The following is a 14,468-nucleotide window of genomic DNA, read 5'->3' on the forward strand; positions in this document are numbered from 1 at the left end:
CTGCGAAGCGCGCTACGACGTGGCGCGCAGATTCCTGCGGATGGGACGCCTGCCCGTTGCACGGGCTTTCTCGGCCACCACGCCAGCGATCTCCACCACCTCGCCCTCGCGCGATTTGCCGTTGGTGGCCTTGTGGAGCCGCTCGTAGGGCAGCAATTCCTTGATCCGGGCATTGAGCGACGCGATTTCGGCCCGCAAATCCTCGCATTCCTGCCGCTGGACATCCCGTTGTATGTCCTCCGATGCCTGTTGCAGCGCAAGTTGCGAAAGATTGGCGTTCGCTTTCGAAAGGCTCAGCTTGTCGGCTTCGTTCTCGTCGGTGAGCGCGGACAATCTTTCATCGGCGATTTTCTTTTCGGCCACTGCGTCGTCCAGATCGGTCTTGAGCCTGGCGATTTCGGCGGCGGCCGCACTGTTCTCGTTCGAGGCCCGTTCCAGCCGCGATTCCAGGTCTTGGATCTCGGACCGCAATCCGCGCATCTCCGTCTGGCCGCGAGCCCGTTCGGCTTCCCAGTCGCCTTCCATCAGGCTGGCCGTTTCGGTCTTTTCCGCCAGCTTCGCCTGTGTGGCCTCGAGCGCCTTCTGCAGCCGGATCTCCTCTTTCTCGCTCTTGCCGAGCGCCGCCATCAGTTCGGCAAGGCGCGCCGCTTCGCTGGCGTGGACTGCCGAAAGCTCGTCCAGCCTATGGCGCGCCTGGCTCTCCCGCTTCAGCACCTTGTCGAGTTCGACCGACAGGCTGACATGTTTTTCCCGCAGCATCTTGCTCTCGCGCAAGCGCCTGTTGGCCTCGACCGTCCTGGCGGTCAGCCGGTTGGCGATGTCGCCGAATTCCGCGTCGCGTTTGGCGCTGGCATTGCCCATCTCGGCGAGCTCGAGCCTTGCCGCCGCGAGCGCTGTGCGAAGCGCATCCCGGTCCTGGACCAGGTCTGTCTCGCGCTGCTGCAGCACTTCGCACGTGCTGTCACGCTCGCGCAGCTTCGCCGCCGTGTCGTGCAGCTTTTCCGACAGCGCTCTTTGCTCGGCGATCAGGCCGGCGTTTGCGAGCTCCAGCTCATTGGCGCGAAGAATGTCGGTGTGGAGGATGTTGAGGAATTCGCGCGTCAGATGATGCGAGGTCGAGATTTCCGACAATTTGCCGTTGATCTCATCCAGATAATCCCTGGCGTCGTGGAACATTCCTTCGAAGGCGTTCAACGCCGCGAGCCGGGTCTGGGCATGGGGCGTCAGTCGTGGCGTGGTTTCGGCGGTGTCGGTGTTGCCCGCATCGTCGGGATTGTTCGCGCCCTCCGCTTGCGCCGCATCGGCTTGGGGTGGCGAGACGGTTGACGCGTCATCGGGGATATCGTCGCCCTGCGGCGGTGCCTCGAATTCGCTGTCGAGGCTGGCATCCAGGGCGTCCGCCAGATCGTCCTGCAACTCCTGGAGTGCGTCGTCTACGTCTTCAGCACGCTTGATCAGGCTCTTGAAGTTCATACGGAACTCCCTCTTACGCAAAGAAAACCAGATATTTAACAAACTGCTAATATGTATCCTTACATCCGCTTATTCCGCAGGGGAAGCCCCCCTAGGGAAATGTAAATTTCAGACATTTGGGGATTTGCACCGCCGCGACAGCCAGTGCCGGGTCCCGGGCTGGCACAGACCGTAGCGTTCGCGGCGATGTCAACGCTTCTCGTGCATATTCGGTGTGCAGCCTGATATGCTGCCAGCAAACGGCTTGCAGGTCGAACGGGAGGGGATGGAGATGTCGATCAAGGTGATCGGAACCGGCTTTGGCCGAACGGGCACGGATTCGATGCGCGAGGCGCTGGCCATTCTCGGCTACGGCCCCTGTCACCACATGCATGAAGTGATCGGCAACGAGGAGCAGAAGCGGATGTGGCGTGCGGTGGCCCAAGGTGCCGCGCCGGACTGGAACCAGCTACTGTCGGGCTATGTCTCCTGTTTGGACTGGCCTTCGGCGTACTACTGGCGCGAACTGATCGAATTCTATCCGAATGCCAGGGTGATCCTGACCTACCGCTCGGCCGAAAGCTGGTGGGAAAGTTTTGAAAAAACGATCGCGAGGGGACTTGAGCAAAGCGTCGATCAAGAATCGCTGGGCCTCGCCCTGATCGCCAGGCAGGTGTTCGGCGGCCGGCCCGGCGATCGAGCGCATGCCATTGCCTGCTACGAGGCCAATGCCCGTGCGGTGTACGCCGAAGTGCCACGGGAGCGGCTGCTGGTCCACGCTCTTGGCGACGGTTGGGAACCGCTGTGCACCCATCTGGACGTTGCGATACCGGATCAGGACTATCCCAATCGCAACAGCGCCGCGGGCTTCAGGTCGAGATTTTCGCTGAACTGATCTGGACGAAAACCGGCGGTGCCGGCCCGGCAATCCGGGTTCCTCGCCCCCTGTGGAGCGGGGCGAGGAAAAGGCGCACCGTTTTTTACCCCGCCATGGCCAGCGGCACGGCGCTCTTGTTGGGGATCTGGATGTCGATTTCCAGCGTCGACATGGTCTCGCCCCGATCCATCGACACCTGGAGATAGTCCTGGTCGATCTGCACATGCTTGGCGATCACAGCCATGATCTCCTCCCGCAGAATGGAGACGAGGTCGGGCTGGCCACGGCTGCGGCGCTCATAGGCGAGCAGCACCTGCAGCCGCTCGCGCGCCACCGGCGCGCTGGTGCGCCGCTTGAAGAGGTCGAGGATGCTCATGCGGCCCTCCTTCCGAGCAGACGGTCGAGGAAACCCTTGCGTTCGAAGGGCACCACCACCGGCAAGTCTTCGCCTTCAAGCCGCCGTGCCGCTTCGAGATAGGCCTTGGCGGCGTTGTTGAGCGGTTCCGACAGCGTCACCGGCGAACCGAGGTTGGAGGCGCGCAGCACATCCTGGCTTTCCGGGATGATGCCGAGCAGCGGCACCGACAGGATTTCCAGCACGTCGTCGATCGAGAGCATTTCTCCCCGCGCGGCGCGCGCCGCGTCATAGCGCGTGACCAGCACATGCTTGGCGATCTGCTCGCCCTGTTCGGCGCGCATGGTGCGGGCGTCGAGCAGACCGATGATGCGGTCGGAATCGCGCACCGACGACACTTCCGGATTGGTGACGATGACGGCCTCGTCGGCAAAGCGCATGGCGAGCTGCGCGCCGCGCTCGATGCCGGCCGGGCTGTCGCAGAAGACATAGTCGAAGACCGAGCGCAGCTTGTCGATCACCTCGCCGACGCCGTCCTCGGTCAGCGCGTCCTTGTCGCGCGTCTGCGACGCCGGCAGCAGGAACAGCGTGTCGACGCGCTTGTCGCGGATCAGTGCCTGCGACAGCTTGGCCTGACCCTGGATGACGTTGACGAGGTCGAACACGACGCGCCGCTCGGCGCCCATGATCAGGTCGAGATTGCGCAGGCCTACATCGAAATCGACCAGCGCCACCTTCTTGCCGGTCTTGGCGACCGCGGCACCCAGCGCGGCCGTCGAGGTGGTCTTGCCGACGCCCCCCTTGCCCGATGTGACGACCACTACCTTGCCCATGGAAAAAGCCTCCGTTGCCTGTTGTCGTTTGTTGTGCCGTGCGCCGCACGGCTGTTGTCAGAGCCTGCCATCATGCCATCCCAAACCGGTCCGAGGCTTGCGCGCGGCGATGGTGCCTCGGCGCTTGTCCGGGCCGGAACCGTGAAGCCGGGCGTCAGCATCGCGCCGCCCTAGTTCAGCGGCACGACGGCGAGCATGTCGCCTTCGAGGAAGGCCTGCACGGCCTTGCCGCGCGAGACGCCTTCCATCTCTTCGGCGGTGGTGTACCAGCCGTCGACCGAAATCAGCTCAGCCTCGTTCTTGCGGCAGAAGATGCGTGCCGAGCGATTGCCCTGCGAGCCGGCGATGGCGCGGCCGCGTAAGGTGCCATAGACATGGATAGAGCCCGCCGCGATGATTTCGGAGCCGGACGCGACCGAGCCCAAAACGATGACATCGCCATGCGGATGGAAGATCGACTGACCCGAGCGGATCGGCGACTTGACCATCAGCGTGCCGGCCTGGACCGTTTCGATCGCGCCTGCTTCCGCGGCCTTGGCTGCCTTGCCCTTGCCCGCCTCGGCCCTGGCTTCGCCGGCCTTGCCCTCGCCTGCCTTGACTTCGCCGGCCTTGCCGGCATCCTTGCCGCGATCCGAAAACACCGTTTCCAGCTTGCCGGCTTCATCAGCCGCCTCCGCCTTGCCCTTGCGGCCGGGCTGCGACAGCAGGCCATCCGTGGTGGCCTCCTTGGCGCCGCCAAGCAACGGCGGCAGGTCAAGCCCGAGCGAGGCGCCTTCAAGCTCTATCGCATAGACCCGGATGCCTCGCGCACCGAGCGAAGCAACCAGCAGCCCGATGTCGGCGATTTCGGGCTTCAGCACGTTCAGATCGAGCACCACCGGCCGTCCCGCAAAATACCCCGGCGAATTGCCGATCCAGTGATCCAGCCCCTCCAGCCAGGCGGAAATCGGCGCCTCCGGCGTGAGCGTAAAGGCCACGAAAGAACGGGCGCGAAAACGAATGGATTTTGTTTCGACGGGGGTGGCAAAGGTCACGGCCAGCGAATCCTTACTGAGAGGTAAACGCTAGGGGGTTAATGGTTAACGAATGGTTAACGGCAAGGGGCAACTCGGCAGCTGGTGCGAGAAATTGGGAGGTCGGCTAAGCGCCCTCCAAGGATCGACGACAAGTGCGGCTCCCCACGAACCACGGCCTTCAGCGGCGGCGCGAAGCTGATCGAATGGCTGCTACCAGGTGAGCATCTTCGAAGGGCTTGCTGATCAACGCCACGTCGTGAGGGCGGTCCGAGATCTTCTCGGCATCGGCGTAGCCCGTGACGATGAGTGCCGGCCAATCCGCGCGCAGGCTTCGGGCGAAGCGGATGACGTCGATGCCCGAAATGAGCGGCATGGCGAAGTCGGTTACGATGACGTCGAAACGGTCCGGTTCCTTTTCGATGGCGGCCAGTGCCTGGGCGCCGCCGGAAAACGCCGTCACGTCGAAGCCCGATTGCCGCAGCGACATCGCCGTCAACTCCCGCAGGGATTGACTGTCGTCGACGAGCAGAACAGTCGGCAACTGATCCTCAACCGCCGTCGGGAGGTCCGTGCCGGCATTGTTGGCGGCACTGGCTTCGAAAACGAGCTCATCCCTGGCGGTAACGTCTTGCGCCTCGCGTGAACGGGGCAGCCAGAGCTCCATGGTGGTGCCGTGGCCAAGCTCGCTGTCAATCCTGAGCGTGCCACCCGACTGCTTGGCGAAACCATAGACAGTGCTGAGGCCCAGACCCGTGCCCTTCCCGATCGGCTTTGTCGTGAAGAACGGCTCGATCACCTTGCTGATGACATCCGCGGCGATACCTGTCCCGGTGTCCTCGACCGCAAGCCTGACATAATCGCCCGCGGCAAGCCCCTGGCCGGAATGGCCGACGCTGCGATTGTGGGCCCTGACGCAGATTGTCCCGCCGGAAGGCATCGCGTCGCGGGCATTGAAGACCAGGTTCATCAAAGCAAGCTCAAGCTGCGCCGGGTCCGCATGCACCGGCCATATGTCGTCACCGACATGCCAGTCGAAGCGCACCAGGCCGCCCAGGATCGGCGCCACAAGGCCGGTCATCGTGTCTCCCAGGCTCGACATCCGCACGGCAACCGGTTTCAGATCCTGGCGCCTTGAAAAGGCGAGCATGCGCTGGATGAGGTCCTTGCCCTGGGAAGCGGAGCGGCGCGTCATGTCGAGAACCTGGGCCGCCTTGCCGTCGAGGCTCACTTGCCTTTCGAGCAGGCTCAGCCCGGAGAGGATCGCCGCAAGCAGATTGTTGAAATCGTGGGCAAGTCCGCCGGTCAGCTTGCCGATCGCATCGAGCCGCTGCGATTGCAGCAATTGGCTTTCCAGATGGCGCTGCTCGGTGATGTCCTGCATGGTGCCCAGCAGTTCGAGCCCGGCGCCATCCCTGGCGACCACTCCCTGGTCGAGGAATATCCGGTATTCCTCATTGGCGCATCGCCAGCGGAACTCGCACGCATAAGAGCCGGTCTCGTGGGCGGCCGAAAGCGATCTTGTCACCGCGTCCCGGTCAGCCGGATGGACCCGGCTGATGCCGAAATCTGGATCCGCCATGAACCGGTCCGGAGAAAATCCCGTCAACCGCTCGACCCCCTTGGAAACATAGCTTGCGGCGAATGGCGCCTCGGCCACGCGGGCGTGAAAACAGATCGGCAGCGAAGCCAGGATCGTCTCCTGCCGGGCCTCGGAATGCCGCAGCGCCCGCTCGGCGTCGAGCTTGTCGGAGGTCGCCTTCAGCGCTCGCTCAAGCAGCAGTTGCTCCCTGGCCGCATTCCGTTCGATTTCCCTCGTCTTTTCATAGAGATCGACGAAGACCATGACCTTGGACCGCAGCATCGACGGGTCGAATGGCTTGAACAGATAATCCACCGCGCCGGCGTCATAGCCGCGCAGCATATGTGCTTCTTCCTTGTTGATGGCCGTCAGGAAGATGATCGGCGTGCCGTTCGAACGTTCGCGCCTCCGGATCAGCGAAGCGGTTTCGTAGCCGTCGAGACCGGGCATCAGCACATCCAGCAGAATGACGGCGAAGTCGTCCTTGAGCAGAAAGCGCAGCGCCTCGTCGCCCGACTGGGCGCAAATCACCTGCCCGACCCCGTCAAGTGCCTCCTCAATGGCAAGGAGATTTCGCGCGTCGTCGTCGACAGCCAGAACGCGAACCGGCCCCAGCTTTTCGAACGGTTCGCTGCTTTCTGCTTCCATCGCCGCCATTGCTAAATCCGCCGGGGCGCGATCAGATTGCGGTCGTCGCCGTCTGCCCGCGATGTCCCCGCTCGCGAGCGCGAGCGACCGACCCAAACCCGCAGCAGGGCGAGGAGCAGGTCGAGGTCGACGGGCTTGGCGATGTAGTCGGACGCGCCGGCGTCCAGACATTTCTGGCGATCTCCTTTCATCGCCTTGGCCGTGACGGAAATCAGCGGAATGTGCGCGATTTCCGGCTGGGAGCGTATCCGGCGCATTGTCTCGTACCCGTCCATCTCGGGCATCATGATGTCGATCAGGGCGACGTCGACGTCCGGCGCCTCTTCAAGCATGGCTATGCCGTCCCGCCCCCGCTCGGCATGCTGCACCTCGATACCGTAGGTCTCCAGCACGCTGGTCAGCGAATAGATGTTGCGAATGTCGTCGTCGACGATCAGAACCTTGGCTCCGGCCAGATCGGCGTTGTCGAGTTGCTCGGAAGCCAGGATTTCCTTGTCGGGCCTGTCGCCTGGAAGGGCGGCGGACATCAACAAGCCAAGCTGGGCAAAGTTGTCGGCACGTGGAACATCGCTGAGCGGCGGATGCAAGGCGATCTGCTGTTGAAAGGCGTCCGGATGGGGCGTGAAGAAGAGCAGGCGCGGGACAAAATCGCCGAACTGGGACATGATCTCATCGAGCATCTGGGCGTTGTCCTTGGCCGAACGGCCAAAACCGAACACGACGGCATCATATCCGGCAATACCACCCCCGTCGGCATTGGCCGCGACGCGGCCGATGGCGGTGACCGACGTGACGCCGTCGCGAATGGCTTCGACCAGCGCCAGGCGACGCTCGGGGTCCGGATCCGCGACCAGCACATTGCGTTGTGTCCTGAGCGTCCTCGACTGAATGTCGTCGAAGACACGCGAAAGCTCGCCGGCGGACACCGGCTTGCTGGAAACGCTTGCGGCGCCTCGGCGCGTGAGGAGCTCGATGTCTTCGGCGCCGGAGATAACGTGGATGGGTATGTTCCTGGTCTTCGGATCGTGCCGTAAAAGGTCGAAAAGCACCCAGCCATCAATGTCCGAAAGGCCGAGATCCAGCGTGATCGCATCGGGCATGAGCTTGCGCGTAAGCGCCAGCGTTCCCGAGCCGGCCGTGGAGAGCACGCCTTTCAATCCGGCCGATCGCGCAAGACCAAGCAGCAGCCCGCCAAAAGTGGGGTCGTCCTCCACGATCAGCACCACCCTGTCCGATGGACCGATCGCATCACGGTCGTCGGCGAGTTCCGGCGTTCCTGTCGTGCTGCTGGCCGCAACGGAAACGGCGGCCGGCGAAAGCTCGATCTGCGGTGCAAGACTGCTGCTGCGCGGGCCGTCGAAGGGAATGACAAGCGTGAAGGTCGATCCCGTTCCAGGCTGGCTTTCTACGCGCAACTCGCCGCCGAGCAGGCGGGCGATTTCACGGCTGATCGAGAGGCCGAGACCAGTGCCGCCATATTTGCGGCTGGTGGTGCCGTCGGCTTGTTGGAACGCCTCGAAGATCAGCTTTTGCTTGTCCTCCGGAATGCCGATGCCCGTGTCGGTGACGGCGATGGCCAGCGCTTGCGGCAGTGCCGCCGCGCCGTTTGCGCGGCCGGTCCGCTCGGCATGGATGCTGAGCGTCACGTCGCCTTGAGAGGTAAACTTGAAGGCGTTGGACAAAAGGTTGAGGACGATCTGCTGCAGCCGTTTTTCGTCCGTGCGGATCGTCTCGGGCAGGATCTGATCGATCTTGATCGTAAACCCAAGCCCCTTGTCGGCCGCAAGCTGCCGGAAGGTCCGCTCCATATGCTGGCGCAGATGTGCGAGCGGCATGTCGTTGAGCTCGATCGAAACCGTGCCGGATTCGATTTTCGAAAGATCCAGTATGTCGTTGATGAGACTGAGCAGGTCCGTGCCCGCCGAGTTGATCGTGCGAGCGAACTCGATCTGCTTGTCGTTCAGGTTGCCCTGCTGGTTGGTCGCGAGCAGGTTGGACAGGATCAGCAGCGAGTTCAGCGGCGTTCTCAGCTCGTGGCTCATATTGGCCAGGAATTCGGACTTGTACTTGGACGTCAGCGCCAGCTGTTCCGCTTTCTCCTCGAGTGCGCGTCTGGCCATTTCGATCTCGAGATTCTTGTTCTCGACCTGCTTTTTCTCGTTCTCGAGAAGCTGCGCCTTCTCCTGCAATTCCTCGTTGGTGGCGTGAAGCTCTTCCTGTTTCTTGGTGAGCTCGGTCTGGCGCGACTGCAGTTCGGACGTCAGAAGCTGTGACTGCTTGAGAAGCCCTTCCGTGCGCATGGTCGCGGCGATCGTGTTGAGCACGATACCGACTGACTCCATCAATTGCTCGAGGAACAGGCGATGCGTGTCGCTGAAGCGGCTGAACGAAGCGAGTTCGATGACCGCCTTGACCTCTTCCTCGAACAATGCCGGCAGAACGATGGCGCTGGCCGGCGGCGCTTCACCGAGGCCCGAGCTGATGCGCAGGAAGCTCGAGGGAACCTCGTCGAGCATGATCGCCCGTTTGTCGGCCGCGCTTTGACCGATCAGGCCTTCCCGGAAGTCCACACGCTGGCGGATCTTGGCTTTGCCCTCGGCGGCGTAGGACGCGGCCAGTTCCAGATAAGATTCTTCCTCGTCGCGATTGGTCACGTAGAAAACACCATACTGCGCGTTCACCAGCGGCGCGAGTTCCGATATGATCATGCGCGACACCGTGGCCAGATCGCGCTCGCCCTGCAGCATGCGCGAGAACCGCGCGAGGTTGGTCTTCAGCCAATCCTGCTCGGCATTCTTGAGCGTCTGATCCTTCAGGTTGCGGATCATCTCGTTGATGTTGTCCTTGAGCGCCGCGACCTCCCCGGAAGCCTGGACGCTGATGGAACGGGTAAGATCGCCCTTGGTGACCGCGGTCGACACCTCGGCGATGGCCCGCACCTGTGTGGTCAGGTTCGCCGCCAGCTGATTGACGTTGTCGGTCAGGTCGCGCCACAGGCCGGCGGCGCCAGGCACCCTCGCCTGGCCGCCGAGCTTGCCCTCGATGCCGACCTCGCGGGCGACGTTGGTCACCTGATCGGCGAAGGTCGCCAGCGTTTCGATCATGCCGTTGATGGTGTCCGCCAGGGACGCGATCTCGCCCTTGGCATCGACGGCGAGTTTGCGCTTGAGATTGCCCTGCGCCACGGCGGTGACGACATCGGCGATGCCGCGCACCTGGTTGGTCAGGTTGGTCGCCATGAGGTTGACGTTGTCGGTCAGGTCCTTCCAGGTGCCCGCCACGCCCTCGACCTGTGCCTGGCCGCCGAGCTTGCCCTCGGTGCCGACTTCGCGCGCCACACGCGTCACCTCGCCTGCGAATGAGTTGAGCTGGTCTACCATGGTGTTGATGGTGGACTTCAGCTCCAGGATCTCGCCCTTGACGTCGACGGTGATCTTCTTCGACAGATCGCCTCGCGCCACCGCGGTCGTCACATCGGCGATGTTGCGCACCTGGCCGGTCAGATTCTCGGCCATCGAATTGACGTTGTCGGTCAGGTCCTTCCAGGTGCCGGCGACGCCGCGCACCTGTGCCTGGCCGCCAAGCTTCCCCTCGGTGCCGACTTCGCGCGCGACACGCGTCACTTCCGAGGCGAAAGAGTTGAGCTGATCCACCATCGTGTTGATGGTGTCCTTGAGCTCGAGAATTTCGCCGCGAACGTCGACCGTGATCTTTTTCGACAGGTCGCCCAGCGCAACGGCGGTCGTCACTTCCGCGATGTTGCGGACCTGGCCCGTCAGATTGGCGGCCATGGCGTTGACGTTATCCGTCAGGTCCTTCCACGTGCCGGCGACACCGCGGACCTGTGCCTGGCCGCCAAGCTTGCCGTCCGATCCCACTTCGCGGGCAACGCGCGTCACCTCGGATGCGAAGGAGTTCAGCTGGTCCACCATCGTGTTGATGACGTCCTTGATCTGCAGAATCTCTCCCAGCGCATCGACGGTGATTTTCTGGGTGAGATCGCCGGTCGCGATCGCGGTCGCGACCTTGGAGACATCGCGCAACTGCACGGTCAGGTTGCCGGCCATGGCGTTGACGTTGTCGGTCAGGTCCTTCCAGGTGCCGCCGACCCCCTCGACATGGGCCTGGCCGCCGAGTTTTCCCTCCGAGCCCACTTCGCGGGCAACGCGCGTGACTTCGGAGGCGAATGAGTTGAGCTGGTCCACCATCGTGTTGACGGTGTTCTTGAGCTCGAGGATTTCGCCCTTCACGTCGACCGTGATCTTCTTGGAGAGATCACCCCGCGCGACGGCCGTCGTCACATCGGCGATGTTGCGCACCTGGCCGGTGAGATTGGCGGCCATCAGATTGACGTTGTCGGTCAGGTCTTTCCAGGTGCCTCCGACGCCACGGACTTCCGCCTGACCGCCGAGCTTTCCCTCGGTGCCGACTTCGCGCGCGACGCGCGTCACTTCCGAGGCGAAGGAATTCAGCTGGTCCACCATCGTGTTGATGGTGTTCTTAAGCTCCAGGATCTCGCCCTTCACGTCGACCGTGATCTTCTTCGACAGATCGCCAAGAGCCACCGCGGTGGTCACTTCGGCGATGTTGCGCACCTGGCCGGTCAGGTTGGCCGCCATAGAATTGACGTTATCGGTCAAATCTTTCCAGGTTCCGGCGACACCCCGCACCTGCGCCTGCCCGCCGAGCTTTCCCTCCGTGCCCACCTCGCGTGCAACGCGCGTCACCTCGCCGGCAAATGAGTTGAGCTGGTCGACCATCGTATTGATGGTGGACTTCAGCTCCAAAATCTCTCCCTTCACGTCGACGGTGATCTTCTTCGACAGGTCGCCGAGCGCCACCGCGGTCGTCACATCGGCGATATTGCGGACCTGGCCGGTCAAATTGGCGGCCATCAGGTTCACGCTGTCCGTCAGGTCCTTCCAGGTGCCACCGACGCCCTCGACGCGGGCTTGGCCGCCGAGCTTTCCCTCGGTGCCGACTTCGCGCGCGACGCGCGTCACCTCGCCGGCAAACGAGTTGAGCTGGTCGACCATGGTGTTGATGGTCGACTTCAGCTCCAGGATCTCGCCCTTCACGTCGACGGTGATCTTCTTCGACAAATCGCCCGAAGCGACTGCGGTGGTCACCTCCGCGATGTTGCGCACCTGGCTCGTCAGGTTGGTCGCCATCGCGTTCACATTGTCGGTCAGATCCTTCCAGGTGCCCGCCACCCCCTTGACCCGGGCCTGACCGCCTAGCTTGCCCTCGGTGCCGACCTCGCGCGCCACGCGCGTCACCTCCGAAGTGAACGAGGCGAGTTGCTCGACCATTGTGTTGACGATCTTGCCGATCCGCAGGAATTCGCCGCGCAGCGGCCTGCCGTCGATCTCCACCATCATGGTCTGGGACAGATCGCCCTTGGCGACGGCGCCGATGACCCGGGCCACCTCGGCGGTCGGTTGCACCATGTCCTCGATCAGGTCGTTGACCGATCGGACGCTCGATTCCCAGCTACCTTTGGCGTTCCTGACATGGCCGCGCTCGCTGATGCGCCCGTCCTTGCCGACCACCCGGCTGAGCCGCGCGAATTCCCGCGTCACCTGGTCATTGAGTTCGACGATTTGATTGAACGTGTCTGCAATCTCGCCACTCAGCCCATCATAGACGTTTTCGATGCGGACGGAGAAATCGCCGTTTCGAAAAGCTTTGAGAGCGCTAAGGATTTGTCGAGAGTCCAGTTGTTCTTTTGGTAACCGAGATGCGCCCAAAAACCCCTCCACGCGAACCCCCGGCCGGATCGGGCCGAAGCCCTTAACGCGTGGCCGCGTATTTGGTTCCATATGGCTTGCAAGCGCGGCTGAAAGGTCCGCCGCGCTTTGCTGGCCCCCTAGGAGGACGAAGAAGGCCGGTTGGCCTACAGCGGTCTCGGCCTCTGTGTACCGCTGCGCACTGCGATCCTCATCAATGCCGCTTGAAATACTGCACTTCCCTTTCGTGCTTCTCCGCCGCTTCGCGGCTGTCGAACGTGCCCAGATTTCGCCGCTTGCCCGTCTTCTCGTCCTTTTTCCTTGAATAAAGCCGACATTTTCCGTGTTTCAGCTTCCTGATCATTGGTCTCTCCTCAGGAAAGGACGAAGGGCCCGGCGATCGCCGAGCCCTTCCTATTGTCAGTCGCGGTGTTCGGGCATGGCTTTCAGCTGATCCTTGGTCCAGCTGGTCACGGCGTGAACGTCGCCGTCCTCGTCGCGCATGAAATCGAGTTCGTTGGCGGCGACGGCGACCGGCTTGGCGCCGATGCCGAGGAAGCCGCCGACGTCGATGACGACCTGGCTGCTGCCATGCATATGGTCGACGGAGCCGATCTTCTCGTCGTTGGGGCCGTAGATGGTCGCGCCTTCAAGCGTATCCGGGGTCAGTTCGGCGCGGCTGAGCCTTACGTGATTGGCGTGGTCCATGAGTGCATCTCCTTTGCGGTGGGACAGGGTGAACCTCCGAGGCGGCCAAGGGTTCCGACATTGTCGGAGATGACCAGGGATAGCGCTCCAAGAGAGCGCCGGCTTCGGGGCGATCATGGTTTTGCGCTCGGTGGCTCGATGAATCATCTTGTCATCGAGTTGCACCAACGCGTTGTTTCGAAAGGCTCGCGCGTTCAGCGCCCGCGCTTTGGCTTGAGGCTGCGCGCGGCTTGCTCGATCGCGGCGCGGTCGGTGCCGAGACGGTCGATCAGCTCCTGCGCCTCCTCGCCCGATATGCCCGCGCGGATCGCCAGTTCCTCCACCGTCAGAACGTCGGAGCTCGCGATCTCGCCGGTTTGTGGCAGCGCGTCATCCGCCGTCAGCGGCAGGGCGGCTTCCCTGTCGATCTCCATCTCGGCCCGGCTCCAGTGCCGCTCATGGTCGCCATGGCCGCCGCCTTCGCGTTGCCAGATCTCGTAGGCGCGGTTCCTGATCTTGTCGTCGCGGTCGTCGCTCATGTCATTCCTCCACTCATGTGAGGCATGAACGCCGCGCCGGTGCGAACGATCCAAAAAATCTGCGTGATCGTCGGGACGACAAGATGCAACCCTTCAGCCAGGCCTGCACGGCAACGGCGGCTACTCGCACTGGCGCCTGGGTCCGCCGGAATATGGCTGATAGCTGTTGTCGTCGGGCCTGTAGGAGCGGTAGCGGCTGAAGCAGGAATCGACATGGTCGGCGGAAAGCGCCGTCGTCGCGACCGCCGGGGCGACACCGCCCTCGACATAGCTGACGGCTGCCGATGGCTGCGCGCCCTGGTCGTCGCCGGCGTCGAGATAGGGCGAGACGCAGGGGCGCTGCTGCCCGCTATAGGACATGTAGCTGTTGTCATCCGGATTGTAGGAGCGGTAGCGGTTCGCGCACCAACTGACATGGGACGCCGGCAGCGCGTCGGCTCCAGCCGCCGGCGCGATCGATCCGGTCGCGGCCGGATCGGGTGCCCGCGGCTTGACGGCGATATCGGGCGGCGCGGGCTGGTCGGCCGGCAAGCGTTGCAGATTTTGCGCCGCCTTGTTCACCGGCCGCGCGTCCCTGGTCCACAGTTCCGCCACGCTGACGGTCGGCCTTGCCTCATGCGCGGGCTTGGCGGCGAGCAACCAGGCGGCAAAGCCCAGCCCGCTGCCGAAGACCGCAAGGGTCAAGACAAAGCCGCCGACCAATGCCAAAATCGCTTTCACGTCACGCTCCTTCAGCCCCTGCTTATAGAATGC

The 14,468-nt window shown here is 63.2% G+C and carries 11 protein-coding genes; 1 reads left to right on the plus strand and 10 read right to left on the minus strand.

Annotated features, from left to right (window positions below; genetic code table 11):
* Nucleotides 1-12: 12 nt before the first annotated feature.
* A complete protein-coding gene (locus LB516_RS15030; RefSeq protein WP_224719850.1) occupies nucleotides 13-1,473 on the minus strand; it encodes a hypothetical protein in 1,461 nt (486 codons plus the stop codon).
* A 271-nt stretch (nucleotides 1,474-1,744) separates the two neighbouring features.
* Between LB516_RS15030 and LB516_RS15035 the strand changes: the two genes are divergently transcribed.
* Nucleotides 1,745-2,347, plus strand: coding sequence for a sulfotransferase family protein (locus LB516_RS15035; protein WP_224719851.1), 603 nt, complete (start codon nucleotides 1,745-1,747; stop codon nucleotides 2,345-2,347).
* An 85-nt stretch (nucleotides 2,348-2,432) separates the two neighbouring features.
* Here LB516_RS15035 and minE read toward each other — a convergent pair whose 3' ends face one another.
* The 9 genes from minE to LB516_RS15080 all read right to left on the minus strand — a co-directional run bounded on the left by minE (nucleotide 2,433) and on the right by LB516_RS15080 (nucleotide 14,435).
* A complete protein-coding gene (minE, locus tag LB516_RS15040; protein ID WP_023774842.1) occupies nucleotides 2,433-2,705 on the minus strand; it encodes a cell division topological specificity factor MinE in 273 nt (90 codons plus the stop codon).
* Nucleotides 2,702-3,517, minus strand: coding sequence for a septum site-determining protein MinD (gene minD, locus LB516_RS15045; protein WP_015316922.1), 816 nt, complete (start codon nucleotides 3,515-3,517; stop codon nucleotides 2,702-2,704). The genes minE and minD overlap by 4 nt, the downstream gene beginning before the upstream one ends.
* Before the next feature lie 170 nt (nucleotides 3,518-3,687).
* Complete coding sequence (gene minC / locus LB516_RS15050) at nucleotides 3,688-4,551, minus strand: septum site-determining protein MinC (RefSeq protein WP_224719852.1); 864 nt, start codon at nucleotides 4,549-4,551, stop codon at nucleotides 3,688-3,690.
* 160 nt (nucleotides 4,552-4,711) lie between these two features.
* Entirely contained in the window at nucleotides 4,712-6,769 is a 2,058-nt protein-coding gene (locus LB516_RS15055) for a response regulator (protein WP_224719853.1), read from the minus strand.
* Nucleotides 6,770-6,771: 2 nt separating this feature from the next.
* Nucleotides 6,772-12,522, minus strand: a complete 5,751-nt coding sequence (locus LB516_RS15060; RefSeq protein WP_224719854.1) for a HAMP domain-containing protein — start codon at nucleotides 12,520-12,522, stop codon at nucleotides 6,772-6,774.
* A 181-nt stretch (nucleotides 12,523-12,703) separates the two neighbouring features.
* Nucleotides 12,704-12,853: a hypothetical protein gene (locus LB516_RS15065; RefSeq protein WP_224719855.1), complete on the minus strand. Its 150-nt coding sequence runs from the start codon at nucleotides 12,851-12,853 to the stop codon at nucleotides 12,704-12,706.
* Nucleotides 12,854-12,909: 56 nt separating this feature from the next.
* Nucleotides 12,910-13,197 (minus strand): hypothetical protein, encoded by a 288-nt coding sequence (locus tag LB516_RS15070; protein WP_015316916.1) that lies wholly within the window; start codon nucleotides 13,195-13,197, stop codon nucleotides 12,910-12,912.
* Nucleotides 13,198-13,391: 194 nt separating this feature from the next.
* Nucleotides 13,392-13,715: a DUF2934 domain-containing protein gene (locus LB516_RS15075; protein ID WP_015316915.1), complete on the minus strand. Its 324-nt coding sequence runs from the start codon at nucleotides 13,713-13,715 to the stop codon at nucleotides 13,392-13,394.
* Nucleotides 13,716-13,835: 120 nt separating this feature from the next.
* Nucleotides 13,836-14,435 carry a BA14K family protein gene (locus LB516_RS15080; RefSeq protein WP_140663394.1) on the minus strand — a complete coding sequence of 200 codons (600 nt, stop codon included), beginning with the start codon at nucleotides 14,433-14,435 and terminating at the stop codon, nucleotides 13,836-13,838.
* Nucleotides 14,436-14,468 lie beyond the last annotated feature (33 nt).

Source organism: Mesorhizobium sp. CO1-1-7, assembly GCF_020164885.1.
GTDB lineage: Bacteria > Pseudomonadota > Alphaproteobacteria > Rhizobiales > Rhizobiaceae > Mesorhizobium > Mesorhizobium australicum.

Bases quoted from the DNA above. Each gene is read 5' to 3' on its own strand.
- LB516_RS15030 (WP_224719850.1), bottom strand. From the start codon at position 1,473: ATGAACTTCAAGAGCCTGATCAAGCGTGCTGAAGACGTAGACGACGCA.
- LB516_RS15035 (WP_224719851.1), top strand. From the start codon at position 1,745: ATGTCGATCAAGGTGATCGGAACCGGCTTTGGCCGAACGGGCACGGAT.
- minE (WP_023774842.1), bottom strand. From the start codon at position 2,705: ATGAGCATCCTCGACCTCTTCAAGCGGCGCACCAGCGCGCCGGTGGCG.
- minD (WP_015316922.1), bottom strand. From the start codon at position 3,517: ATGGGCAAGGTAGTGGTCGTCACATCGGGCAAGGGGGGCGTCGGCAAG.
- LB516_RS15055 (WP_224719853.1), bottom strand. From the start codon at position 6,769: ATGGCGGCGATGGAAGCAGAAAGCAGCGAACCGTTCGAAAAGCTGGGG.
- LB516_RS15065 (WP_224719855.1), bottom strand. From the start codon at position 12,853: ATGATCAGGAAGCTGAAACACGGAAAATGTCGGCTTTATTCAAGGAAA.
- LB516_RS15070 (WP_015316916.1), bottom strand. From the start codon at position 13,197: ATGGACCACGCCAATCACGTAAGGCTCAGCCGCGCCGAACTGACCCCG.
- LB516_RS15075 (WP_015316915.1), bottom strand. From the start codon at position 13,715: ATGAGCGACGACCGCGACGACAAGATCAGGAACCGCGCCTACGAGATC.